Origin of the sequence: Paenibacillus sp. SAFN-117 (genome assembly GCF_051966115.1) — a bacterium.
GTDB lineage: Bacteria > Bacillota > Bacilli > Paenibacillales > NBRC-103111 > Paenibacillus_L > Paenibacillus_L residui.
The window spans coordinates 14,249-38,476 of sequence record NZ_JBQCLK010000024.1; the positions used below are offsets into that span (position 1 = coordinate 14,249).

Consider the following 24,228-nt stretch of genomic DNA (forward strand, 5'->3'; position numbering starts at 1 on the left):
TATGCTTCGAACCAATAATGGGAGAACGGTATTCCATATCGCCAAGCAAAGCTTGCGGGCGAACCGGCTGCGAAACCTCGTCGTCATATGTGCGATAGTGCTGACGACGCTGCTGATTACGTCAGTTTTTACAATGGGCTTCAGCATTAATAAATCGATGGAACGCGCGCTTATGAAAACGGTGGGAAGCGATTTCCATGGGGTATTTAAATATCTTACGCCGGATGAAGCAGAGAAGCTGATTCGGCATCCTTCCATCAAGCAATACGGCAGATCCGTCGTCGTTGGTCATGCCATAGACGATCAGCTCAAAGGAGCAAATGTGGAAATTCATCATATCGATGAAAGTACGGCCAAACATAGCTTTATAGAATTTTTGGAAGGCGGCCTTCCATCGGGTGAAAATGAAATTGCCCTGAATACTTGGACCTTGGATTTGCTTGGGGTCCCTCCTCAGGTAGGGGTAAACATCCGGCTCGATCTCGACATCCACGGTCAGAAAATGTCCAAGGACTTCGTATTATCCGGTTACTACGAGGCGGAACAGTATGTGGCGATGGCGGGACTGGCCCTCGTATCGGAGCTCTTCGTGCAGAAGAATCTCTCCCATATCGACCCCGAAGAATCCAGACGAACGGGAACTTATAGTCATACGATCAGCCTTAATGTCATGTTTAACAACGCTTGGGACATAGAGAAGAAGATCAAGGAAGTGTTGTCCGATTCCAAAGTGAACGCGTCTTATGGCGTAAACTGGGCCTATTCCAGCGTTTCTCTATCTGAAAATATTATGAATGGGCTGCCGTTGGCCGGCCTGGTTCTGATTATTATGCTGAGCGGTTATTTGCTGATCTATAATATATTCCACATCTCGGTTGTCCGCGACATAAAGTTTTACGGTCTCTTGAAAACGATTGGAACTACTCCCCGGCAGCTAAAAAGAATAATCTCGCTCCAAGCAAACCTGTTGTATGCGGCGGGCCTGCCTATTGGACTTGCCATTGGCTACGGAATTGGGCTCTGGTTGACGCCGATGATGACCTCCTTCTCATCTGTGGAAGCTTCTTATTCGGTTAGCCCGTTTATTTTCCTGGGCGCAGCATTGTTTTCCTATATAACGGTCCGGATGGCGGCCGGCAAGCCCGGCAGAACCGCGGCGAGAATATCGCCTGTGGAGGCTGTCAAGTTCTCCGGTATGAACGAGGGAATCCGCCGAAAGCGAAGCAAGCGCTCCCGGAACGGGGTGAAGCTGTCCAAAATGTCGATGAGCAATCTGCTGCGGCATAAGAAAAAGCTATTCCTTATGCTGTCCTCCCTGTCGCTCGGTATCATACTTTTCAGCATAATCTACACCGTAGTTTCATCGCTGAACGTCAACAAATACTTGAATACGTTCATAACGGGGGATTTCGTGGTAAAAGAAGCTTCTCCGGGCGACAGAAGGCTCCCACTGGCTAACTTAACGCTTACGGAGGATGTCAGCAATGCGCTAAGGGCAATCCATGGAGTGGAAAGATTAGATAAAGTTTATTACAAAGATGATGCTTTAAAGCTAAATGAATCGATTCTGTCGGTATTGAAGCCTTTAGCGGCTTCGGAGGATCCGGACATCCCTGTCTTTACCTCAATTTTGAATCAGGGTGCTGTAGGTCTGCAAGTTCACGGAATCGACAGCGGATGGTATGAAGTTGTTCAGCATGGGGATATCGTGTCCGGTACGTTCGACCGGGATAAGTTCGAATCCGGAGACTATGTTCTGATCTCGGAAGCACTGCTTGGGGAGGATCAGTATATCAGCTACTTCAATCCGGGTGACCTGATCAAGCTGGATAGTATGGAAAAAAGCTATCAGGTGATGGCCGTTCTGAAGACGGATGCGCTTTACGCAGCGGGTACCCAAATTTTCAGAAGCGGAGGCTTCAACGTATATTTACCGGCAGAAGAGTTTGCCAAATCCGTAGCCGATCCTCAAATACTTTCCGTTACTCTTCACGCGGATCCCGCCGTTCTGGAGCAAGTGGAACACGCTGTACAGACCATTACGGACCCGTTGGATTTGATTATGAAATCCAGGGAGGATTATAGGGAAGAAATGGAGGGGTTCATCCGCATCTTTCAGACCGTCGGTTACGGCTTGAGTATCATTATCGCATTGATTGGCCTGCTTAACTTTGTCAATACGGTTATAACCGGAGTATTCTCCCGCAGGAATGAATTTGCCGTGCTGGAAAGCATCGGCATGTCCAAGAAACAGCTAAAGAAAATGCTGGCTTATGAAGGACTTTACATCGTTTTGTTTACAAGCGCGATAGTGGGAACCGCAGGAATGTATTTAACCTACCGGATTGCCAAGGAGATATCGGAAAACATGGCTTATACGGAATTTCAAATGAATATCATGCCCATCGCCGCCGTACTTCCTCTGTTTGCCGTAATCTCATTGATCGTTACTTTGGCTGCTTACCAATGGCTGTCGAGGTCTACAATCGTGGAAAGATTGCGGGAGGCGGAGTAAAAAATATTCAGGTCGCACGGCCTCTCCCCATTCTCGTCCCCTATATACGAATGTCCGCACCACGTGGAAAACGCTGCGGCATAATCAATAAAAGCCTTTCGGCGCATTGTCCGAAAGGCTTATTATAGCTTGGGTTAAGTGACTTAATGCTTAGCCTCACACTTCCATAATGATTGGAAGGATCATAGGTCTTCTTCTTGTTTGTTCATATAAAAATCGTCCTAGTGCGTCTTTGACATGTGTTTTTAATGAGGCCCACTCATTAACATTCTCATTCATCAGCTTGTTTAAGGTGCCGGTTACAATCCGGTTTGCTTCGTCCAACAAGCCCTCCGATTCCCTGACGTATACGAAGCCGCGGGAAATAATGTCCGGGCCGGACAAGATGTTGCCCTCTTGCTTGCTAAGCGTGACGACAACCACCAATATTCCATCCTGGGACAGCAGTTTCCGGTCGCGCAGGACGATATTTCCGACATCGCCTACTCCCAATCCGTCAATGAGAACATTGCCGGATTGTACCTTGGCCCCTCTGCGGGCCACACCGTTCTGAACTTCCACCGTATCACCGATATCCACGATAAAGATGTCTTCCTTATCAACGCCTACCGATTCGGCCAGCAAACCGTGCTGACGCAGCATACGATATTCTCCGTGAATTGGCATGAAATATTTAGGCTTCATCAGATTCAGCATGAGCTTGAGCTCTTCCTGACTTCCGTGTCCCGATACGTGAACACCCGAAACCGAGCCGGGACCATAAATTACGTTGGCTCCCAGTCGGAACAGTTCATCGACAGTGCGTCCTACGAACTTCTCGTTACCTGGAATCGGGGTCGCTGCAATAATTACCGTATCACCGGGAAGAATATCGACCTTCCGGTGGGTAGAACGCGCCATCCTTGTTAAAGCGGACATAGGCTCGCCTTGACTTCCCGTAGACAGAATGACCACCCGGTCGGCAGCCATCCGATTGACTTCCTCGGGCTCGATCAGCATTCCTTCCGGAATATTCAAGTAGCCCAGCTCCGAAGCAATCGTCACTACATTAACCATGCTGCGTCCAATAACGGTAACTTTGCGGTGGGTTGATTCCGCAGCATCTATTACCTGCTGAATCCGGTGAATGTTGGAGGCGAAGGTAGCCACAACGACTCTTTGCCGCGCTTTGCGGAACACTTCCTCCAACTCGGCTCCTACGCTTCTCTCCGAACCTGTGAAGCCGGGACGTTCAGCGTTGGTGCTGTCGGAAAGCAGCATGAGTACTCCTTTTCTCCCAATCTCCGCCATTCGATGCAAGTCCGCATACTGTCCGTTAACCGGTGTTTGGTCAAATTTGAAATCCCCAGTATGCACAACTGTTCCTTCGGGGGTATCCAGACATACTCCTACAGAATCAGGAATGCTGTGATTGGTCTTGAAGAAGCTGGCTTTAATCGTTCCCAATTGCAGCTCAGAATCAGCATTAATCAGAATGCGCTTCGTTTCCCCCAACATATTGGCTTCCTTCAGCTTGGCCTCGACCAACCCGAGGGTTAACTTTGTTCCATATACTGGGACTTTCAACTGCTTAAGTATATAGGGCAATCCTCCGATATGGTCTTCATGTCCGTGAGTGAGAAGAATTCCTCTTACCTTATCCTGATTCTCCACCAGGTAAGATATATCCGGAATGACAATATCGATTCCTAACATGTCCTCCTCCGGAAACTTCAGCCCCGCATCCACCACAACGATATCGTTGGCATATTGCACCACATACATATTCTTACCGATTTCGCCCACGCCGCCAAGAGCGAAAACCGATAGCTTCTCGTTATTCTTTTTTGACAAGTTTATTCCTCCTTGATATATTGACGACGATTTTATAACTCACAATCAAAAAGAAACCGCACAAGTCACTTGCCATCATTATACATGAAAGAAAACACTAATTACAAGCTAAATCATTTACGACCTATTGTCTCCAAAAATAAAAAACCGATGCCTGCCGGCATCGATTTTTTTACCACATGAGAATCTTCAAATTTTTTACCGTGTTAATACGGCGTAATAAGATTCTTATTGAATAAAAAGCTTCCTTCTAATACGGCATTATTCTTCTTCGAAAACAGTATGGAGAGCTATTTGTATACTAGGACAGCAGTCCTTCGATATACTTGCCTTCTTCTTCAGTTACGGGAACAAGCGGCAAACGAACTCCTCCGACATTGAGGCCTTTCAGATTCAGAGCATGCTTGACGGGGGCCGGGTTCGGCACTTTATGCGGGCATTCGAACATGCCTCTGAAGATCGGGAACAATTCAGCATGTTTGGAAACCGCCTTATGCACCTCTCCCTGGTTGTACCATTCGATCATTTCCTTCATGTCTCTTCCGACAATATGGCTGGACACCGAAACGATACCGTAGGCACCGACTGAAAGGAACGGAAGTGTATACGAATCGTCCCCGCTGTATATTCTGAATGATTCGGGGGCGGAACGAACTAATTTGGATACATGGTCCATATCGGAATGAGCTTCTTTAGAGGCTACAATGTTAGGAATCTGAGCGAGCCGGAGCATCGTGTCCGGTTCAATATTAACCCCGGTTCTTCCAGGTATGTTATAGAGCATGATAGGAAGTTGGGTTGATTCCGCAATCGTTTTGAAATGCTGATACAGCCCTTCCTGCGATGGCTTGCTGTAGTACGGCGCAACGAGCAGAATCCCGTCAACACCCGCATCGGCTGCCAATTGGGTCATACGAATGCTGTCCGCCGTATCGTAGCTTCCGGTACCTGCAATAATTTTGCAGCGGCCATTGGCATGACGCACCGCAGCCTCAAAGAGTTTCACTTTCTCTTCATCCGTTAATGTAGGCGACTCTCCGGTCGTTCCGCAGACTACTAGGCTGTCGCTTTTTTGCTCCTCGATCAAATAATCGATTAATTTCTCGAGCTGCGTCCAGTTGACCTGTAACTGATCATCGAATGGTGTCACCATCGCCGTAATTAATGTCCCGAATTCCACTGCTATTCCCCCTACACCTTTTCATTCGCCATTCATTTTATGAAGATCAAACTTGTTGTGAAGCATGCGAATCGCTCTCTGCAATTCATCCCCTGGAACGAGCACCCAAATCGTCGTATTGGAATCTGCAGACTGCAATATCGTAACGTCCGCCTCCGTTAAAGCCTCTACGATCCGGGCCATAACCCCGGGAACTCCATTCATCCCTCCTCCAATGACGGCCACCTTGGCGCAATTGGAGCGGATTTTCGGCTCATAGCCGAGCTCCCTGACTATTTGAACAGCCAGTTCTGCAACATCGTCAAAAACGGTGTACACGACACCGGATGGATTGACATTGATAAAATCAACGCTTATTTGATTATGGGCCATTGCTTGAAAAACGGACCTGTGAAAATCATAGCGCCCTTCTTGAAATGCGATTTGAATCTGCGTGACATTGGGCACATGTGTAATTCCAGTAACATAACGATCCACTACATGCTGGCGGACCGCTTCCGGACGCGTAACGAGCGTTCCTGCCTCATCACTGAAGGTGGAACGGACGCGAATCGGTAAATTTGCCTGCATGGCGACCTCAACCGCGCGGGGGTGGATCACCTTGGCTCCGTGATGAGCCAGATTGCATATTTCCGCGAACGTAACGACCGGAAGAAGCTTGGCTTCTTCAACAATTCTAGGATCTGCGGTCAGAATGCCGGTTACATCGGTGAAGATATCGACCCTTTCGGCATTCAGCGCAACTCCCAGCGCAGTGGCCGATGTATCACTGCCGCCACGCCCGAGTGTAGCCACCTCGTCCTGAACAGCCGCTCTGCCTTGAAAACCGGTCACAATGACCACTTTCCCCTGCTTCAGCTCCTCAACAATTCTTGCCGGACGGATGGTTACAATTCTTGCGTCTCCGTAATTCCCGTCCGTCTCGATTCCGGCCTGCACCCCGTTAAGTACAGTGGCCGGAACCGATTCGGCGTTAAGCAAGCTGCAAAGAGTAACTGCGGATATCACCTCACCGCAGCTAAGAAGCATATCCTTCTCACGCCGGGAAACGCGGTTGCCGTGCTCAAAAATTAAATTCAACAACGTATCGGTGGCGTAAGGTTCGCCTTTCCTCCCCATCGCTGAGACGACGACGACTACTTGATATTGTTGGGCAAGTGCTTGTTTAATGTGCTTTATGACGTGCTTTCTGGCTTCCGCGGTGGAGAGGGAAGTTCCTCCGAATTTCTGCACAAGGATGGACACATCTTCACCCCCAACCAAATGGGACCTCAAGCCGCAATAAGCTGATCAGTTCTTCTCGGCAATCAGATATTCACCGATTTGTACTGAATTCCATGCCGCCCCTTTAAGCAGATTATCGGACACAATCCACATATTCAGAGCCCTTGGATTCGATAAATCTCTGCGCAGTCGCCCTACGTAAGTATCCAGCTTTCCTGTCGCCTCCGTCGCCAACGGATATTGCTGGGCTTCCGGATTGTCGACCAGAAAGAGTCCCGGTGCATCCGCCAGCAATTTCCTGACTTCCTCCATTTCAAAGTCGGAGTTCAGTTCGATATAAACCGACTCGGAATGTCCGAATGCGACCGGAATTCTGACACAGGTCGCAGTCACTTCAATCGACTCGTCACCCATAATTTTTTTCGTTTCCAAAATCATTTTCATTTCTTCATTGGTAAAGCCATTCTCCCAGAACTTGTCAATTTGCGGAATGGCGTTAAAAGCAATCTGATGCTTGACAGGCAGGGAGCCTACCGGAAGAATATCAGGTTGAACGGATTTGCCCTCCAGCACCTCTCTTGACTGCTTATACATTTCATCGATCGCCCGATTTCCTGCCCCGGACACAGCCTGGTAAGTAGACACAATCACGCGGGAGATTCCGTAACGATCATGAAGCGGCTTCAGAGCCACGACCATCTGGGTCGTAGAACAGTTCGGATTCGCGATCACGCCTTTATGTTCTTGAATCTTGTGCGCATTGACTTCCGGAACGACCAGAGGGGTTCCCGGGTCCATCCGGTATGCGCTGGTGTTATCGATGCACACGGCTCCGCTCTTGACAGCATGAGGCACGAGTTCTTTACTTACATCGCCTCCGGCGCTGAAAAAAGCAATGTCCACTCCTTCGAAGCTGTTCGGAGTGGCTTCTTCAATGGTCACTTCCCGATCTTTAAACTGGACCTTGGTACCCGCCGACCTCTTGGAAGCCAGCAGCTTTAATTCTTTTACGGGAAAGTTCCTTTCATCCAATAGACGAATAATTTGTTGACCTACCGCTCCGGTAGTTCCCACGATAGCTACATTGTACAGTTTTTGATTCGACATGTCCTGACTCTCCCTTATCTATCATTCTATGAAAATTGCTAAATGCAGTTTAGGTATAATTAAAACGTTCGATCAATAGAGGCTGTAGCTGCCTGCCTTGCAAAGCTTGTTCACAGGTTTCCATAATGAGATCCATTCTAGATACGAGAGAATTTGCTTTGACATTGGGGGCATCCTGCCCGAAGGGAACGAAGTAAATGTTCTTTGCTACAAGCAGTTTGGCTATGTTGGCTGCGTTCAAGCCGAGGCCGTCATTCGTGGAAATGGCGAGAACTACCGGTCTCTGATTTCTCATCTGAGCCTTCGCGGCCATCAGCACCGGACTTTCCGTCAAGGCGTTGGCCAGCTTGCTCGTCGTGTTCCCGGTACAGGGGGCGATAACCAGCACATCCAACAGCTTGGATGGTCCAAGCGGTTCAGCATCTACAATTGTAGAAATAATATCATTCCCCGTAATTTCTTTCAACTGTTTTTGCCAATCTTCTGACGTCCCAAAGCGGGTGTCCGTAGTCATTAGCGTATAAGACGCAATAGGAATGACTCTTGCACCCGCCTTCACGAATCTTTCTATTTGCGGCATCACTTCGGCATAAGTGCAGTGCGAACCGGTGAGCGCAAATCCAACCGTTTTACCATGCCAATTCATTCCTCAATTCCTCCCTTTTCCTGCATCTTCCATCAACAAACTGCTGAGGGCACGGGCAATGATTCGGCCAGCGGTCTTCGGCGCGACAATTCCCGGAAGGCCAGGAGCAAGCAGCGCTTTGATCCCTCTCTTCTCCGCGAAGCGAAAATCGGTTCCGCCAGGCTTCGAAGCAAGGTCAATAATCAAGGCGCGGTGAGGAATTTTGGCAATGATCTGTGCTGTGATAATCATAGTCGGTATCGTATTAAAAATCAAGTCGATCTCCTTGACATGTTCGGCTAAATCACGGATATAGAAAGGCTCGAAGCCCATTTCCCATGCCCGGGCATAATGCTCCGGCTTCCTTATTCCTACTTTTACCTTAGCCCCCAATCCCTGCAGCGTCCTGGCCATCGTCAGCCCAGTTCTTCCCATTCCCAGAACCATGCTTCTGGAGCCGTGAATAGTTATGTCCGTATTTTGGATAGCCATCATAAGCGCGCCTTCGGCCGTAGGTATGGAATTGAAAATAGCTACATCATCACGTTCAAACAGCTCAACAAGCCCGACGGAATTTTTGCCGCACAGCATTTTCAGATTAGGCTTGGCTATCCCCGTATAGATCTTGCAGTGGCCGGGGAGTGCTTTCATATGGGCATCGTCAAGAATGAGCTCCTCTGAAGAGAAGATCGACATCACTTGACCATCGTCTTCCATCCCCGAAGCAGGCAGAACGACTGCATCGCTCTTGCTCAAGGACTCGGGCAGAAGCTTCGCCCGGGTAACTCCGTTATATGAGGATTGAAGATTGTCAAAGCCGATCAATTGCACCGAAGCGTCCAATTCCGATAATTGCTCTATGACTTCCAACTGCCGGGCATCTCCGCCTATGAATGTAACTTGGATTCCGGTAAGCAATGTCAACACCCTTTTCTCAAATGCCGTTCTCGATAAAATAGTTTATGCCGAGGCCCAGTAAGGGGTGACAGCGTCAATGGCCCGCGTTTTGTTGCCGGACCGTCATCTCCCCGGCAACAACCAGTCTTCCCAAAAGTGACGAATAGCTTTCGAAGCCTATGCGGGATTCACGGTTCTTGAAAAGCCTGCCAGGAATTTCTGCGCTTTAACGGCGGCTAAACTCTTCCGCTGTTCCCGATCGCCTTCCTGCCTGCTTCAATTAAGATTTATACAGTACTTTTCACATAAAAATAAAAAAGACCGCCGAATTCCAAATCGGCAGTCTTCATTGAAAATATGGTTACGGCGGCATCATCAACGATCTCCGCTCGTATTAGGAACGTGAGTTTATTTGCCGGTATGTCCGAATCCCCCGGCGCCCCTCCCGGTCTCTGACAATTCCTCCACTTCTTCCAAGCGAACAGTGGGAACGTACTGAAACACCATCTGCGCAATTCGCTCATTTCGGGATATCACGAACGGTTCCTGACCATGATTGATCAGCAGAACCTTGACCTCCCCCCGATAATCGGCATCCACTGTTCCGGGGGAATTAAGAGCCGTAATCCCGTGCTTAAGGGCCAATCCGCTTCGCGGCCGGATTTGGGCCTCCAGCTCACCCGGCATGGCCAGACTAAATCCGGTCGGGATCAGGCCCCTTTCTCCCGGCTGAAGCGTGACCGGCTCCGATACAGCGGCATATAGGTCGAATCCGCTGGCCAGCTCGGACATTTTCTGCGGAAGCTGAATATCTTCATTTCCCGGAAGCCTCTTAATTTGAACCAAATGCTGCAAGTTGATCCCTCCTGAATCCTTGTATGACTTTATCTGATTGTCCAACCATAGCTAAAGCGAAAGGCCGGGAAAACAATTCCTTCGTCACCTGCCGAATTTCTTCCTGCGTAACCGCCTCAATCCTGCCGATAATATCATCGATGGTCAAATGGCGACCGAGCATAAGCTCGTTCTTGCCCATCCGGTTCATCCGGCTGCTCGTGCTCTCCAAGCTCAGGAGGAGACTGCCCTTCAACTGCTCCTTCCCCTTCTTCAATTCCGCGTCTGTCAGCCCCTGGACGATCATTTCTTCAATGATCTCCATTGAAACCTTGAGAACCTCTTCCGTCTGTTTGGGAGCCGTGCCCGTATAAATTACGAACATTCCGTTATCGACGTGCGAAGAGTGATAGGAATAGACAGAGTAAGCCAGCCCTCTCTTCTCCCTGATCTCCTGGAACAGCCTGGAGCTCATTCCGCCGCCTATCGTATTGTTTAGAAGAATCATTGCGTAGTAGCGAGGATCCGTCAGCGATAGCCCCGGCAAAGCCAAACAAATATGATTTTGCTCGGTTTTCTTCTCGTGATAGATCAGGTCTCCGACAAATCCGGGAGCTTCGTAAACGACCGGGGAGCCCGAACGGTGAGCCCCGCCAAAGTGTTTCTCCAGCAGCTTAACCGCATTCTCATCTATATTCCCGGCTACACTGATCACCGTATTATCGACTGTATAATGTTGGTTCATATATTCGCGCAGAGTATCCGAATTCATCCGGTTCAGATTGTCTTCGACGCCCAGAATAGTATAGCCTAAGGAATGATCGCCGTAAACGGCTTTGGCCAGCAGATCATGGACCAGATCATCCGGAGTGTCCTCATACATGGAGATTTCCTCCAGAATGACATTCCGTTCTTTCTCCAGTTCGCTCTCATCCAAACGGGAATGAAAGTACATATCCGCCAGTACATCCACCGCAATAGGCAAATGTTCATCCAATACTTTAGCATAGTAACAAGTATATTCCTTCGTCGTAAACGCATTGACGTTGCCCCCGATACCGTCGAACACCTCAGCGATATCCCGCGCAGAATAGCGGTCCGTTCCTTTAAAGAGCATGTGCTCTATAAAATGCGAAATGCCATTCTGCTCCGGTGTTTCGTTCCTCGACCCGGTCTTCACCCATATTCCGATCGCCACGGATCGGATGGACGGGATCGGCTCGAGAACAACCCTTAAGCCATTCGATAATTGATGTTTGATCACTATTTTCCTCCTATACAGGTTTCGCAAGGCTCCCCTGCTAACTCATTCTCCCGGATCGGGTACCCGATCGGAAGATAACAATTCGCTAACCGTGCCGAGAACAAGTCCTCTTCCTTTAATTTCCTTGATCATCCCTTCCAGCGACAGCGAAGCAGATTCCGTCGGGTGCATTAGAATCATCGCCCCCGGCTCGAGGCGATTGGCTATTCTGGTAAGAATGGTCTGCGGGGAAGGCTTCCTCCAATCCACCGTATCAATAGTCCATAGCACCGTCTTCAAGTTTAATTCAGCGGCAATTTTTACTGTTTGCTGGTTAAAATCCCCCGAGGGCGGCGCAAACAGCTTATTCTCTACCCCGAGATGCTCCTTGAGCAGCTTTTCCGTCTTGCTGATTTCCTGAACGGCCTGCTCTCGGCCAAGCTGGCTCATATTTTTATGAGAATAGGCGTGGTTGGACATTTCATGCCCCTTGGAAGCAATTTGCTTGGCGATTTCCACATTTTTGCTTAACCAAGACCCGTCCAGGAAAAAGGTTGCCTTGACATTTTCTTGCTCTAACGTCTCCAGCATGCCGGGTATAAACTCATTCCCCCAAGCGACATTGATCATAAGAGCAACCATCGGCTTATTCGGATTTCCCTTGTAGATAGGCTGCGCGCCTAAATCGTCCAATGAAACCTTGGGCGGAATTTCGCGAAAGACCAGCGGCAGCTTCTGACCGGGAATCCAGTCCTTGGACAGCTGCAGGGTTCTTTCCATATCCACTTCCCGCCCGTTATAACCGGGAATCGCTTTCCACACCCGGTCGAGCTTAGCATCAATCGGAGGGATATAAAGCCTCGCCGCCTCTCTTCGAATCGCTTCGAGCCTCTCCTCGGGCGTTGCCCTGTCCTTGGGCTTGGCATTGAGCTGGCCAAAGACAGGTATCGCCTCCGGCCCCGCCTTGCCCTTGACATGGTCAAAGTAGTCCTGCATGAACGGCATCTGGAACAAAGCAAAGATGACAGCCCCTATTCCGGCTATGACCGAAGCCAAACGTTTATTAGCGCTCATCTTCTATTCTCCCCGGATCAATATTGGGTACCCGGCTGAAAATACGGCCGAGTTCCTTGTTTGTCCCATCTTATGCTGGGCAGGGAAGGATTAGAATGAGGTTCAAATAAAAAAGAGACAGACTGATCTGACTCTTTATCTTATCGTATTTATTGTAAAGGAACAAATTATTGGGTCAAAGTAGCCTTCCGCGAAAGATTGATTCTTCCTTGGGAGTCGATCTCGGTCACTTTGACGGTAATCGAATCGCCGACAGAAACTACATCCTCAACCTTGGCCACCCGTTCGGTTGACAATTGCGAGATATGAACAAGCCCTTCCTTATTGGGAAGAATCTCGACGAAAGCACCGAATTTCTCAACCCGTTTGACCGTACCGAGGTAGGTTTCACCTACTACAACCTCCCGGACAATGCCTTCGATGATGTTCTTGGCCTTCTCGTTCATTTCAGCATCGGAGGAGGCAATATAGACGGTTCCATCCTGCTCGATATCGATTTTAACACCTGTCTCATCAATGATCTTATTGATGATCTTGCCGCCGGAACCGATGACGTCTCTAATTTTATCCGGGTTAATATGCAGGGTAATAATCTTGGGTGCATATGGCGAGAGCTCTTTCCTCGGCTCTTTGATCGTCTGGAGCATTTTATCCAGAATGAACATCCGTCCCTCTCTCGCTTGGCTTAACGCTTCTGACAAAATCTTGCGGTCGATCCCGTCGATTTTGATATCCATTTGGATGGCCGTCACCCCTGCGGACGTTCCCGCCACTTTAAAGTCCATATCTCCAAGGTGATCTTCCATTCCTTGAATATCCGTCAGGATAGATACATTCTCCCCATCCTTAATCAAACCCATCGCAATTCCGGCTACCGGAGCTTTAATCGGCACTCCAGCATCCATTAAAGCCATTGTGCTTGCGCATATACTTGCTTGCGAAGTCGAGCCGTTGGATTCCAGCACTTCGGAAACAAGACGAATGGTATAGGGGAACTCGCTCTCGGACGGAATAACCATCTCCAAGGCTCTTTCTCCCAAAGCTCCGTGTCCGATTTCCCGTCTACCCGGCGCACGCAGCGGTCTGGCTTCCCCTACGCTGAACGGCGGGAAATTGTAATGGTGCATGAACCGCTTGGTCTCTTCCAGATCCAGTCCGTCCAAGATTTGAACATCGCCCAAGGCGCCCAGCGTACAAATACTGAGGGCTTGAGTTTGTCCGCGCGTGAACAGGGCGGAGCCGTGAGTCCTCGGCAGCAGGCCGGTATCGCATTCAATCGGACGGATTTCGTCCAAAGCCCTGCCATCGGGTCGAACCTTATCATGGGTTATCAGACGGCGGACTTCTTCTTTCACAATGTTGTAAAGCACCTCGTTGACGTCGCTCATCCGTTCGGGAGTCTCTTCATAAACGGCGGTAAAATGCTCGACAGCTTCCGCATTGATGGCGTCAATCGCATCCTGGCGGGCTTGCTTCTCCGGAATGCGTACCGCTTCCACCAGACGTTCATGGGCATAAGCGCGTACTGCAGCATCTACTTCTTCATCGATTTGATGCAGCTTTACTTCCATTTTGGGCTTGCCGTTTTCCGCGGTAAACTGCTCGATTTTCTCCACGATTTTCTTAATTTCATCATGCCCGAACATGATCGCTTCCAGCATAATTTCCTCGGGAACCTCGTGAGCCTCAGCTTCCACCATCATGATGGCATCCTTCGTACCGGCAACAACGAGGTAAAGCTCGCTTACCTTGCTCTGCTCCACGGTCGGATTAATGACAAACTGGCCGTCGACCCGTCCGACAATGACTCCACCGATCGGTCCGTTGAACGGGACATCAGAGATGCTGAGTGCAGCCGATGTACCGATCATGGCAACTATATCCGGTGAGCAATCCTGCTCAACGCTCATTACTATATTGACGATTTGCACATCGTTGCGGAAGCCTTCAGGAAACAACGGACGGATCGGCCGGTCTGTGAGACGGCTGGCCAGAATAGCTTTCTGCGTCGGTCTTCCTTCTCTCTTAGGATAGCCCCCGGGAATCTTGCCAACGGAATACAATCTTTCTTCATAGTTGACCGTCAATGGGAAAAAATCGAGATCCTTAGGATCTGACGATGCGGTTACGGTACATAGAACAGCCGTATCCCCGTAACGGACCATAACCGCTCCGTTGGCCTGCTTGGCCAATCTTCCCGTTTCGAGAGTGAGCGGTCTGCCGCCTAGTTCCATATGTATTTTCTTCTCCATACTTACCTCCTGCTATGTGGGACTTGGTTCTAAATTATTCTGCATCAGTACTAGCATTTCCTTCTTGACAGCAAATCATAATCGACTTGCTTCCTAACAGGAACTATAAAAGACCCACGGAAACCATTTCCGTATCTTAATGGGGAAGACGCATGTGCATTGCCGGGAAAGATCAGGGAAGCAGAATAAAAGTCTGATGTTCCAAGGACAATCCTTCGTCTTTCTTCCATAAGAGGGGGTGTCTTGCAAAAAGAAAGTATGCGAAAAAGCAACCTTGCCGTCTATGCAGAAGTACTGCATGATTAAACAAAGTTGCTTTTCTACAATTGAACCTATCTGCGAAGACCCAATTTCTCGATTAACGCGCTGTAACGTTTAACATCGTTATTCTTCAAATAGGCCAACAGCTTACGGCGTTGTCCGACCATCTTCAAAAGACCGCGGCGAGAATGGTGGTCTTTCTTGTGCGTACGCAAATGATTGGTCAAGTTTACGATGTTTTCCGTAAGGATAGCAATTTGTACTTCAGGAGAACCGGTATCCGTCTCGTGAACCTTATGCTCCTGAATCAGTTGTTGCTTACGTTCTTGGGTAAGTGCCATCCTGTTCACCTCCTCATAATCTAAAGAATCGCCTGCAGCCCAGAAACCGCCGGAGCAGCGGATGTCCGCGCTGAGGTTCAGTCTTCGTCCCGGAGAGATTACCCTCCATAAGACGAACACAATTCAGTATAACATAATAAGGTAAGCCAAGTAAATGGCCCTTATGATAAAAAAAGCTCTTAACGGAGCCTCTTCGAAGACGAATAACCCGGTTTTAAAGGTAGCTTTTTATGCCAATTAGAAAGTTGTTCCATTTTAATGCTTTAATGAACTTAAGCTTTCTAATGTGGTAAAAAAGCTCGTAGCGCAGACACTGCTCAACCCGGATTTAGAAGGCAGCTTTTATGCCGATTTGAATCTTTCTCACACCGTCTTAAACGCTGTAAAAACTACAGATTCTTATGCGGCAATATAGACAGCTTGGTCCTGATGTCTTTCACATCGGTCCCGATTTGCATTATCAGTTCATCGACAGAGGAAAACTTCCGCTCACTCCGGATGAAATATAAAAACTCCACTTCCAGGCTTCTCCCGTAAAGATCTCCTTCATAGTCCAGCAAATGGACCTCGAGCACAGGAAGTTTCCGGTCACCTGAAAAGGTCGGTTTTACCCCGATATTAGCCGCCCCGTAATACACATTGCCTTCCCAGATTACTCTGACCGCATAGACTCCGTTCGCCGGCATGACATAAGCTTCGGATTCGGCAGGATCTATGTTCGCTGTAGGGAAGCCGATGGTCCGCCCCCTCTTGTCCCCCTCTACCACAAGCCCGCGTACCGTATATCGGCGCCCTAGCAGAGTCCTTGCTTCCTCCATTTGCCCAGCCTTGAGATGTTCCCGGATCCTTGTGCTGCTTACCTTCTCGCCGTCCATAAGAAACGGCCGGACCACTTCGACAGCAAACCGGCCCCGGCTTAATTCACACAGTGTGTCGGGAGTGCCCGAGCCCCGGTGCCCAAATCTGAAGTCAAACCCGACAATGACCGAACTGACACCGAGCGGCATTAAAAATTGCTCCACAAATTCAGCCGGTGTCAGCTTCGCAAACTCGGGATGAAATTCTACGATATAAGTGCAATGGACTCCCATTTGTTCAAATAGTTCTAATTTTTTGGCTAACGGTGTCAAGCTCTGAGTATAATTATCATGTCCAAGCACCGCTCGCGGATGAGGATCGAAAGTCATGACGGAAGCGGGCAGATCGAGCGATGCCCCCGTCTGCACAGCCCTCGATATCACTTCCCGGTGACCTAGATGAACTCCGTCGAATTCTCCAATCGCCATCACCTGGGAAGAAGGCATTCCTTCAAGAGGCAATCGGGTCGGATATTGAATATGGAAAACCTGCACTTGGATTCACCTGCAATTCTTACGAGATGTCAGCTTAATTGAAAATCTTCTCCGGAATCAGAAGAGCGCGCTCTGCGTCCCATCGGAAAATTCCAAGAAATGGATGATTTGCGGCTGCCGAATAAACCCGCATGACTCGTCCGTTCCATTCTTCGGCTAGAGGTTCCTCCGGGCGGACCATTCGGCCTTGCAGAGCTCTGACAGCATGCGCTTCCGACACGTATGCCTTGGGAATATGGGGGATTGCTTGATCAGTCGGTATCAGCCGTTCGGAAAGCCTGCCTTCCTTCATCAGCTCTTCGATTTCCGGAATGGACAGGCATCGATCAAGCGTAATTGCCCCGGTCGATGAGCGGACCAGGTCAGACATAACCGCAGGATATCCTAATTGCCTCCCCATATCCGTGCACAAGGTTCGAATATAGGTTCCTTTGGAGCAGCGCACCCTAAACTTTATTTCAGGATGAGGACGGTCCAGCTTCATTTCCAGAAGGTCGATTCCATAGATGGTTACCTGTCTTTTCTTCCTTTCGACTTCCTGCCCCATTCTGGCCAGTTCGTATAAACGCCGTCCTTCCACTTTCACCGCGGAGTACATGGGCGGTATTTGCTCGATCGTACCGATGAACGACTGCACAGCTGCACGAATTTGATCCTCGCTGACCTGTACAGTTTCCACTTCCTCCACTATCCTGCCGCTTAGATCCTCCGTATCGGTTGCCAAACCCAGCGTAAGGGTCGCTTCATATTCTTTCGGCATGTCCTGAATATACTCAACCACCCGGGTAGCCCTTCCGATACAGAGAGGAAGTACGCCCGTTACTTTAGGATCCAGCGTTCCGGTATGGCCGATCCTTTTCATCCCGGTGATCCGCCTAACCTTGGCCACCACATCATGAGATGTATAATCCGCCGGCTTCAATACCGGCAACACGCCTTCCAACGTCATTCGAGAGCCAAACCTACTTCCTTTACTAATTGTGAGGTTACCTGATCCAATGTTCCCGTCAGCGTACATCCTGCCGCTAACGTATGTCCGCCCCCGCCGAATGATTTGGCAATTCGTGCCACGTCCACTTTACCGTTGGAGCGCAAGCTGACCTTGAAAGTATCTTCCCCTGTTTCCTTAAACAACAGGCCCACTTCCACCCCTTCGATATTGCGCGGATAATTGACCAGTCCCTCTATATCTTCGTTCGCCGCTTGCGCTTCGGCCATATCCCGGGCGGTCACGCTGACCCAGGCTACCCTGCGTTCATAGGCGAAAGAAAGCCGGGCGAGCGACTTCTGCAGCAGAACAAGCTGAGGGTAAGTCATCTGCTCCAGCAGAACGTTGGCCAGCTCGCTGGCCCGCACCCCGTAATCCAGCATCTCGGAGGCAATGCGCAGTACTTGGGGGCCTGTATTCGCATAACGAAAACCGCCGGTATCGGTCAACAACCCGGTATAGATGCACTTCGCCAAATCTTCAGTCCATGGAATGCCCAATCCGTTCACCAAAGCGTACAGCATTTCCGCGGTTGCGGCAGCCTCGGCTTCAATCCAGACGCAGGTGCCAAACCCTTCATTTGTGGCATGATGATCGATATTGAGCAGTGGAGTTTCCGGTTGAACTCGCTTATGCAGCTCTCCCATTCGCCGAAAATCCGCACAATCGAGACTGATAACGGCGTCATACGGCTCATCTTCCGACAGCTCGGAAGCAAGCAGCACCCGGTCGCTGCCCCTCAGAAGATTGAATTTGGAGGGAAGCGGGTCCTCATTAACCATCTTGTAGGTCTTGTTCAAATACTCCAGCATTAAACCGACCGCCAAGGTGGAGCCGATGGCATCCCCGTCCGGATTAAGATGCGACACGACCAGAAACCGGTCATGGCGGCGAATAAATTCAACGGCCGCCATCACCTGCTTCTCGGAATCATTCCCTTTGCCTGTCATGGCTTCGGCTTCTCCTCGTTAATTTGTCCCAGCAATTTCTCGATGCGGGTTCCGTAATCGATCGAAGTGTCGAATTTAAAGATCAGCTCGGGAGTAACCCTAAGCCGGATTCGTTTGGACAATTCCGACCGCAGAAACCCCATCCCGCGATTCAGCGCCTTTAAAGTCTCTTCCTTCTCTTCATCGGAACCTAAGACGCTCAGATAAACCTTGGCTTGGGAGAGATCATTCGTCACATCCACGCCGGTAATCGTTACAAAACCAATTCTCGGATCCTTGAATTCGTTCTGAATGATTTGGCTTAGCTCTTTCTTGATTTGTTCTCCCACTCTGCCCGTACGGATTCTGGACATTGCAATCACCTCTCAACGGCTTCCATTACGAACGCCTCAATGATATCTCCTTCTTTGATATCGTTAAACCGTTCCAATGTAATTCCGCATTCATATCCTTGAGCTACTTCTTTGGCATCATCCTTAAACCTCTTCAGGGAGTCAAGATGGCCTTCGTAGATGACGATTCCGTCGCGAATCAGGCGAGCTTCCGCCGAGCGAATGATTTTACCTTGAGTAACCATGCAGCCGGCAATCGTACCGATCCTGGATATACGGAAGGTTTCTCTGACTTCCGCGTGTCCGATGACATTTTCCTTATATTCCGGATCGAGCATTCCCTTCATCGCCGATTCAATTTCCTCTATGGCGCTGTAAATTACGCGATGGAGTCGAATATCCACCTTCTCCTGATCCGCGGTCACTTTCGCCGCCGGTTCCGGACGAACGTTAAAGCCGATAATAATCGCGTTGGAGGCCGAGGCAAGGATAATATCCGATTCGGTAATCGCTCCTACGCCAGTGTGGATAATTTTAACCCGCACGCCCTCTACATCGATTTTTTCCAGCGAGCCTCTCAGAGCTTCCACGGTACCTTGAACGTCCGCTTTAATAATGATGTTGAGCTCCTTGATTTCGCCTTCCTTGATATGCTTATACAAATCATCCAGCGTAACGCGGGAGCTCGCACCCATCTCGGACTGCCTCAGCGTAGAGGCCCGCTTCTCGGCGATCGCTCTCGCCTTGCGCTCATCCTCATAAGCCAGGAACGGATCACCGGCTTGAGGCACCTCCGTCAGTCCGGTAATCTCTACCGGAGTGGACGGCCCGGCTTCCTTCAGCTTCTTGCCTCTATCATTGACCATTGCACGCACGCGGCCAAAGCAAACCCCGGCAATAAAGCTGTCTCCAACCTTCAACGTACCATGCTGAATCAGAATGCGGGCAACCGGTCCCCTTCCTTTATCCAGCTCGGCCTCAATCACCGTTCCTCTGGCGCGTTTGTTCGGGTTGGCCTTCAACTCCTGCACCTCGGCGACAAGGAGAACCATCTCGAGCAGATTCTCAAGGCCGATCTTCTGCTTGGCTGAGACATTGACGAAGATCGTATCTCCGCCCCATTCCTCAGGGACAAGCTCATATTCGGTCAATTCCTGCTTGATCCGGTCCGGATTCGCTTCAGGCTTGTCGATTTTGTTAACCGCAACGATAATAGGCACATTTGCCGCTTTGGCATGGCTGATCGCCTCTACGGTTTGCGGCATGACGCCGTCATCGGCAGCAACGACAAGAATGGTAATATCCGTAACCTGTGCTCCTCTGGCACGCATCGTGGTGAAGGCTTCGTGGCCCGGAGTATCCAGGAATGTAATTTTCTTGCCCTGTGCTTCCACCTGATAGGCCCCGATATGCTGAGTGATTCCGCCCGCTTCCCCTTCCGTTACGCTTGTAGAACGGATGGCATCCAGCAGGGTCGTTTTACCATGGTCAACATGACCCATAATGGTAACAACCGGAGGACGTTCCATCAGATCGGCTTCATCGTCCACTTCTTCAATCAGCTCGAAGTTCTCTTCATCTACCGGAATTTTCAATTCGACTTCCACACCATATTCCGATGCAATTAATTGAATCGTATCAAGATCAAGCTCTTGGTTAATGGTCGCCATAACTCCCAGGAAGAGCAGCTTCTTAATGACTTCGGATACATCCTTATGCAGCAGCTTGGCCAGCTCGCCTACGGTCATCGTTCCGCGAACGATAATCTTCTTCGGAGTGTTGTCCACCTTTTCTTTACGCACGGGAGACTGCTGTCTGCCTCCTTTGCCTGAACGGTTGTTCCGGAAATTACCTTTGGAAGAGCCTGCTTTATTGTCATCGAAGCGTCTTTGATTCGGCTTCGTCTTTTTGTTGGTGACTCCTTCGTTAGCTTTAATATCCAGATCATCTACGCCGCCCAGCGGACTGCGCGGAACTTTCCCGTTTGTCTTGGGCTGCGGTCCGCGATTATTGTTCCGATTCGCATTCCCGGAAGCGGAATCCGCCGCTGCTACAGTTTCGGGCTTGCGATTCCGGTTGCCGTCCTGCCGTTGTCCCCCTTGCGGGCGTGCATCACGGCCTGCGGCAGGCTTGTTACTTCCTTGCTGATTCTGACCTCCGCCATTGCCCTGCTTTTTCTTATTAGGTGTATTCGATGAACCTTGCTGAGATTGATTGCGCGGCGATGACTGTTTCGTTTGCTGTCCTGTTCCTTGGTTTTTCTTCATGTCTTCCCCTCCAGCGGCCGATTGTGACGGCTGCTTCTTGGGGGCGGACGCTGCTGAACTCACTGCGGCACTATCCTCCGAAGCAGCCCGTTTCGCGGCGGCATTAGCCTTGACGTCGCGGAAAAATTTCTCCACGGCCTCCACCGCCTCCCTCTCCATCACGCTCATATGATTGTTGACCGAAATATTTAGACGCTTTAATATGGTAATGATTTCTTTGCTGCTCATGTTTAAAGACTTGGCATATTCATAAACCCTCAATTTATCTTTGTTTTCGTTTTTACTCAAATTACTCCACCTCCGCTAGATTTGCCTTCGCCCTTGCTATCACCTGTGCAAATCCGGGATCGGTAACCGCCATTATGACCCGTTCCGCTTTACCGACACTAGATCCCAGTTGTTCCCGAGTACCGTATTCGATTAAAGGGACTTGATAAGTCAGGCATTTGTCCCTGAACTTTTTGCTTGTATTCTCGGAAGCGTCAACTGCGAGAAGGACCAGCTTTGCTTTCCCGGTGCGGATGGCGTCCAGCACCCCTTCGTCACCGGTGACAAGCTTCCCCGCCCGCATGGCTAGACCAAGACCGGATAACAATTTATTGCTATTCATCGTCCGACTCTTCCTTAGCAGCTAAAAATTCATCTTCCACTCGAATAAAATCCTGCTCCAGCTGATCATAAATCTGATCGCCGACGCTGTGTTTGAGAGCCCTGTCCAAAGCTCTGCTTTTTTTGGCGAGCTTGAAACAGGACAATTTGCCGCAGAGATAAGCTCCTCTTCCCGACTTCTTGCCGGTCAGATCAATCAAGATTTCATCGTCTGGCGTTTTGACCACGCGAATCAATTCTTTCTTGGCCATCATTTGCTGGCAAGCTACACATTTTCTTAAGGGTACTTTTCTCTGCCTCAATTCCATCACCCGCTCCCAAGAACTGCCTTGTATTATACGAGCCTCACAAATTAGTCATGCATCAGCGAACGCTTTAATCAAAGCTTGCCGAATCCTGAGGCATCTCTTCTGTAAAAGTTTTCTCCCGGCCGAATTCCTGCTCGGCCTGCGTTTCACTCTTAATATCAATCTTCCAGCCGGTCAGCTTGGCGGCCAGACGGGCGTTCTGCCCTTTGATTCCGATGGCCAGCGACAGCTGATAGTCCGGAACGATGACCCTGGACATCTTCTCGCTTTCAAATACGTTAACCTCAAGCACCTTGGACGGGCTGAGCGCATTGGCTACGTATTCCTCCACATTTTCGGACCAGCGGACGATATCGATCTTCTCCCCTTTAAGCTCGGTGACGATCGCCTGTACACGCACGCCTTTCGGCCCAACACAGGAACCAACCGCGTCCACTTCCGCATCGCGGGAATAGACGGCAATTTTGGAACGGAAGCCCGCTTCCCGGGCCACCGACCGAATCTCCACTACGCCTTGGAAAATTTCCGGAACCTCCAGCTCAAACAATCTTTTCAGGAGGCCCGGGTGAGTACGGGACAGAAAAATTTGCGGCCCCTTCGTCGTATTCTCGACTTTGGTAATATACGCCTTAATGCGATCTCCATGCTTGAATTTATCGGTCGGCATCAATTCGTTGAGAGGAAGCACCGCTTCAACCTTGCCCAGATCCACATAAATATTTCTGGTATCCTGCCGTTGAACGATTCCAGTAACGATATCTTCTTCCTTCTCAATAAAAGCGTTATAGATAAGGCCTCTTTCCGCTTCGCGGATTCTTTGGGTCACGACCTGCTTAGCCGTCTGAGCCGCAATCCTTCCAAAATCCTTAGGAGTTACCTCAATCTCGACGATGTCGTCCAACTGATAGTTCGGGTTAATCTCTCTGGCCGCATCCAGAGAGATTTCGAGACGCGGATCAAGCACCTCATCCGCAACCGTTTTACGGGCATATACCTTAATCAAGCCGGTCTGCCGGTTAATGTCGACCCGTACATTCTGGGCCGTGTTGAAATTTCGTTTGTAGCTGGAAATCAATGCCGCCTCGATCGCCTCAATCAGGATATCTTTGCTGATACCCTTTTGAGTTTCAATCTCGTGCAGCGCTTCAATAAAATCGGTGTTCATTGAACTTCTTTCCCCCTTTCAATAATTAACAGCCGAAAACTTCGGAAATTTTACCACATAGGAACCGTCCTTGGGACAGGCTCGTTTAACCGATGAAATATAAGACAGGTATAAGGTGAAACTTATACTTTCTTATATTTTTAAAAAACGATGGCAAGCCTAGCGCTAGCCATTTTCTCAGTTGGAATCGTATGCTGTTTCTTGCCCACCTCGATAACCAGCTCGCTGCCGTCATAAGACTTCAGCCTGCCTTCAAACTCCTTCAATCCATCCACCGGCTCATATGTAGTTACGAACACATGCTTGTCAACCGCCTTCACGAAATCTTCCGGCTTCTTGAGCGGTCGCTCCGCTCCGGGGGAGGATACTTCTAAGAAGTAGGCGTTCGGAATCGGATCCTTCTCATCCAGCTTAGCGCTCAAATATTCGCTCAGCCTTCCGCAGTCGTCAATGTCGATTCCGCCTTCCTTGTCAACATAAACACGGAGGAACCAGTTGCTGCCTTCCTTCAAATATTCGATATCGACCAGTTCCATTGCGTGTTCTTCCAAATAGGGTTGGATCATCTTCTCCACGGTTGTTTTGATGTGCGAACTCAATAGTACTGCCCCCTTACGCTGCATTATCTGCTTGGTTGGACTTCCTGCATGGCTATATCAAAATGTAAAGAGTGGGTTTCCCCACTCTCCGAAAGCGATCGCATATCATCATTATTACCAAAAGAAATTATAACATAACAGAGTTTTCCTTACAATAGGCTGTTAAAAATAAGCCCGCTTAGCGGCTTATCCTTCGAAGCTTATTCCGTCCACACCCCGGCAGGATCAGTGTCTAAACCTTGCTCTTATCGGACGCCTCTTCGCAGGTGTCG

General features: G+C 49.5%; 21 protein-coding genes. 1 reads left to right on the top strand and 20 read right to left on the bottom strand.

Annotated features, from left to right (window positions below; all coding sequences use genetic code 11):
• Position 1 precedes the first annotated feature (1 nt).
• Complete coding sequence (locus tag ACTHRH_RS16085) at positions 2–2,515, top strand: ABC transporter permease (RefSeq protein ID WP_379287336.1); 2,514 nt, start codon at positions 2–4, stop codon at positions 2,513–2,515.
• A gap of 156 nt (positions 2,516–2,671) precedes the next feature.
• Here the strand turns inward: ACTHRH_RS16085 and ACTHRH_RS16090 are convergent, their stop codons facing one another.
• The 20 genes from ACTHRH_RS16090 to rimP form a co-directional block, all read right to left on the bottom strand.
• Positions 2,672–4,348, bottom strand: a complete 1,677-nt coding sequence (locus ACTHRH_RS16090) for a ribonuclease J (RefSeq protein WP_144933062.1) — start codon at positions 4,346–4,348, stop codon at positions 2,672–2,674.
• 301 nt (positions 4,349–4,649) lie between these two features.
• Entirely contained in the window at positions 4,650–5,528 is an 879-nt protein-coding gene (gene dapA, locus ACTHRH_RS16095; protein ID WP_144933064.1) for a 4-hydroxy-tetrahydrodipicolinate synthase, read from the bottom strand.
• A 21-nt stretch (positions 5,529–5,549) separates the two neighbouring features.
• A complete protein-coding gene (gene dapG, locus ACTHRH_RS16100) occupies positions 5,550–6,773 on the bottom strand; it encodes an aspartate kinase (RefSeq protein ID WP_440416526.1) in 1,224 nt (407 codons plus the stop codon).
• Positions 6,774–6,818: 45 nt separating this feature from the next.
• Positions 6,819–7,859: an aspartate-semialdehyde dehydrogenase gene (locus ACTHRH_RS16105; protein WP_440416528.1), complete on the bottom strand. Its 1,041-nt coding sequence runs from the start codon at positions 7,857–7,859 to the stop codon at positions 6,819–6,821.
• A 49-nt stretch (positions 7,860–7,908) separates the two neighbouring features.
• A complete protein-coding gene (locus tag ACTHRH_RS16110) occupies positions 7,909–8,505 on the bottom strand; it encodes a dipicolinate synthase subunit B (protein ID WP_144933070.1) in 597 nt (198 codons plus the stop codon).
• 3 nt (positions 8,506–8,508) lie between these two features.
• A complete protein-coding gene (gene dpsA / locus ACTHRH_RS16115) occupies positions 8,509–9,402 on the bottom strand; it encodes a dipicolinate synthase subunit DpsA (protein ID WP_144933072.1) in 894 nt (297 codons plus the stop codon).
• A 387-nt stretch (positions 9,403–9,789) separates the two neighbouring features.
• Positions 9,790–10,236, bottom strand: coding sequence for a dUTP diphosphatase (dut, locus tag ACTHRH_RS16120; RefSeq protein ID WP_379287344.1), 447 nt, complete (start codon positions 10,234–10,236; stop codon positions 9,790–9,792).
• Positions 10,214–11,479 (bottom strand): M16 family metallopeptidase, encoded by a 1,266-nt coding sequence (locus ACTHRH_RS16125; RefSeq protein WP_144933074.1) that lies wholly within the window; start codon positions 11,477–11,479, stop codon positions 10,214–10,216. The genes dut and ACTHRH_RS16125 overlap by 23 nt, the downstream gene beginning before the upstream one ends.
• Positions 11,480–11,521: 42 nt before the next feature.
• A complete protein-coding gene (locus ACTHRH_RS16130) occupies positions 11,522–12,532 on the bottom strand; it encodes a polysaccharide deacetylase family protein (protein WP_144933076.1) in 1,011 nt (336 codons plus the stop codon).
• 167 nt (positions 12,533–12,699) lie between these two features.
• On the bottom strand, positions 12,700–14,784 hold the full coding sequence (gene pnp, locus ACTHRH_RS16135; protein WP_440416532.1) for a polyribonucleotide nucleotidyltransferase: 2,085 nt from the start codon (positions 14,782–14,784) through the stop codon (positions 12,700–12,702).
• Positions 14,785–15,116: 332 nt separating this feature from the next.
• Positions 15,117–15,386 (bottom strand): 30S ribosomal protein S15, encoded by a 270-nt coding sequence (gene rpsO, locus ACTHRH_RS16140; protein ID WP_144933080.1) that lies wholly within the window; start codon positions 15,384–15,386, stop codon positions 15,117–15,119.
• Between the two features lie 389 nt (positions 15,387–15,775).
• The gene (locus ACTHRH_RS16145) at positions 15,776–16,738 is read right to left on the bottom strand and encodes a bifunctional riboflavin kinase/FAD synthetase (RefSeq protein WP_440416535.1); all 963 of its coding nucleotides are present in this window, start codon (positions 16,736–16,738) and stop codon (positions 15,776–15,778) included.
• 34 nt (positions 16,739–16,772) lie between these two features.
• Positions 16,773–17,687 carry a tRNA pseudouridine(55) synthase TruB gene (gene truB, locus ACTHRH_RS16150; protein ID WP_440416537.1) on the bottom strand — a complete coding sequence of 305 codons (915 nt, stop codon included), beginning with the start codon at positions 17,685–17,687 and terminating at the stop codon, positions 16,773–16,775.
• Complete coding sequence (locus ACTHRH_RS16155) at positions 17,684–18,676, bottom strand: DHH family phosphoesterase (RefSeq protein WP_440416539.1); 993 nt, start codon at positions 18,674–18,676, stop codon at positions 17,684–17,686. Before ACTHRH_RS16155 ends, truB begins: the two co-directional genes overlap by 4 nt.
• The gene (gene rbfA, locus ACTHRH_RS16160; RefSeq protein WP_144933086.1) at positions 18,673–19,029 is read right to left on the bottom strand and encodes a 30S ribosome-binding factor RbfA; all 357 of its coding nucleotides are present in this window, start codon (positions 19,027–19,029) and stop codon (positions 18,673–18,675) included. Before rbfA ends, ACTHRH_RS16155 begins: the two co-directional genes overlap by 4 nt.
• A 5-nt stretch (positions 19,030–19,034) precedes the next feature.
• A complete protein-coding gene (gene infB, locus ACTHRH_RS16165; protein ID WP_379287460.1) occupies positions 19,035–21,503 on the bottom strand; it encodes a translation initiation factor IF-2 in 2,469 nt (822 codons plus the stop codon).
• Positions 21,504–21,564: 61 nt separating this feature from the next.
• Positions 21,565–21,885 carry a L7Ae/L30e/S12e/Gadd45 family ribosomal protein gene (locus ACTHRH_RS16170; protein WP_144933089.1) on the bottom strand — a complete coding sequence of 107 codons (321 nt, stop codon included), beginning with the start codon at positions 21,883–21,885 and terminating at the stop codon, positions 21,565–21,567.
• The gene (gene rnpM / locus ACTHRH_RS16175; RefSeq protein ID WP_144933256.1) at positions 21,878–22,186 is read right to left on the bottom strand and encodes an RNase P modulator RnpM; all 309 of its coding nucleotides are present in this window, start codon (positions 22,184–22,186) and stop codon (positions 21,878–21,880) included. The genes ACTHRH_RS16170 and rnpM overlap by 8 nt, the downstream gene beginning before the upstream one ends.
• Before the next feature lie 73 nt (positions 22,187–22,259).
• Positions 22,260–23,357: a transcription termination factor NusA gene (gene nusA, locus ACTHRH_RS16180; RefSeq protein WP_144933090.1), complete on the bottom strand. Its 1,098-nt coding sequence runs from the start codon at positions 23,355–23,357 to the stop codon at positions 22,260–22,262.
• Positions 23,358–23,497: 140 nt separating this feature from the next.
• A complete protein-coding gene (rimP, locus tag ACTHRH_RS16185; protein ID WP_379287360.1) occupies positions 23,498–23,956 on the bottom strand; it encodes a ribosome maturation factor RimP in 459 nt (152 codons plus the stop codon).
• Between the last annotated feature and the right edge of the window lie 272 nt (positions 23,957–24,228).

Excerpts from the sequence above, each read along its gene's own strand:
- ACTHRH_RS16085 (WP_379287336.1), top strand. The coding sequence starts at position 2 with ATGCTTCGAACCAATAATGGGAGAACGGTATTCCATATCGCCAAGCAA.
- ACTHRH_RS16105 (WP_440416528.1), bottom strand. The coding sequence starts at position 7,859 with ATGTCGAATCAAAAACTGTACAATGTAGCTATCGTGGGAACTACCGGA.
- ACTHRH_RS16110 (WP_144933070.1), bottom strand. The coding sequence starts at position 8,505 with ATGAATTGGCATGGTAAAACGGTTGGATTTGCGCTCACCGGTTCGCAC.
- ACTHRH_RS16130 (WP_144933076.1), bottom strand. The coding sequence starts at position 12,532 with ATGAGCGCTAATAAACGTTTGGCTTCGGTCATAGCCGGAATAGGGGCT.
- pnp (WP_440416532.1), bottom strand. The coding sequence starts at position 14,784 with ATGGAGAAGAAAATACATATGGAACTAGGCGGCAGACCGCTCACTCTC.
- rpsO (WP_144933080.1), bottom strand. The coding sequence starts at position 15,386 with ATGGCACTTACCCAAGAACGTAAGCAACAACTGATTCAGGAGCATAAG.
- truB (WP_440416537.1), bottom strand. The coding sequence starts at position 17,687 with ATGACGTTGGAAGGCGTGTTGCCGGTATTGAAGCCGGCGGATTATACA.
- ACTHRH_RS16155 (WP_440416539.1), bottom strand. The coding sequence starts at position 18,676 with ATGACAGGCAAAGGGAATGATTCCGAGAAGCAGGTGATGGCGGCCGTT.
- rbfA (WP_144933086.1), bottom strand. The coding sequence starts at position 19,029 with ATGTCCAGAATCCGTACGGGCAGAGTGGGAGAACAAATCAAGAAAGAG.
- infB (WP_379287460.1), bottom strand. The coding sequence starts at position 21,503 with ATGAGCAGCAAAGAAATCATTACCATATTAAAGCGTCTAAATATTTCG.
- ACTHRH_RS16170 (WP_144933089.1), bottom strand. The coding sequence starts at position 21,885 with ATGAATAGCAATAAATTGTTATCCGGTCTTGGTCTAGCCATGCGGGCG.
- nusA (WP_144933090.1), bottom strand. The coding sequence starts at position 23,357 with ATGAACACCGATTTTATTGAAGCGCTGCACGAGATTGAAACTCAAAAG.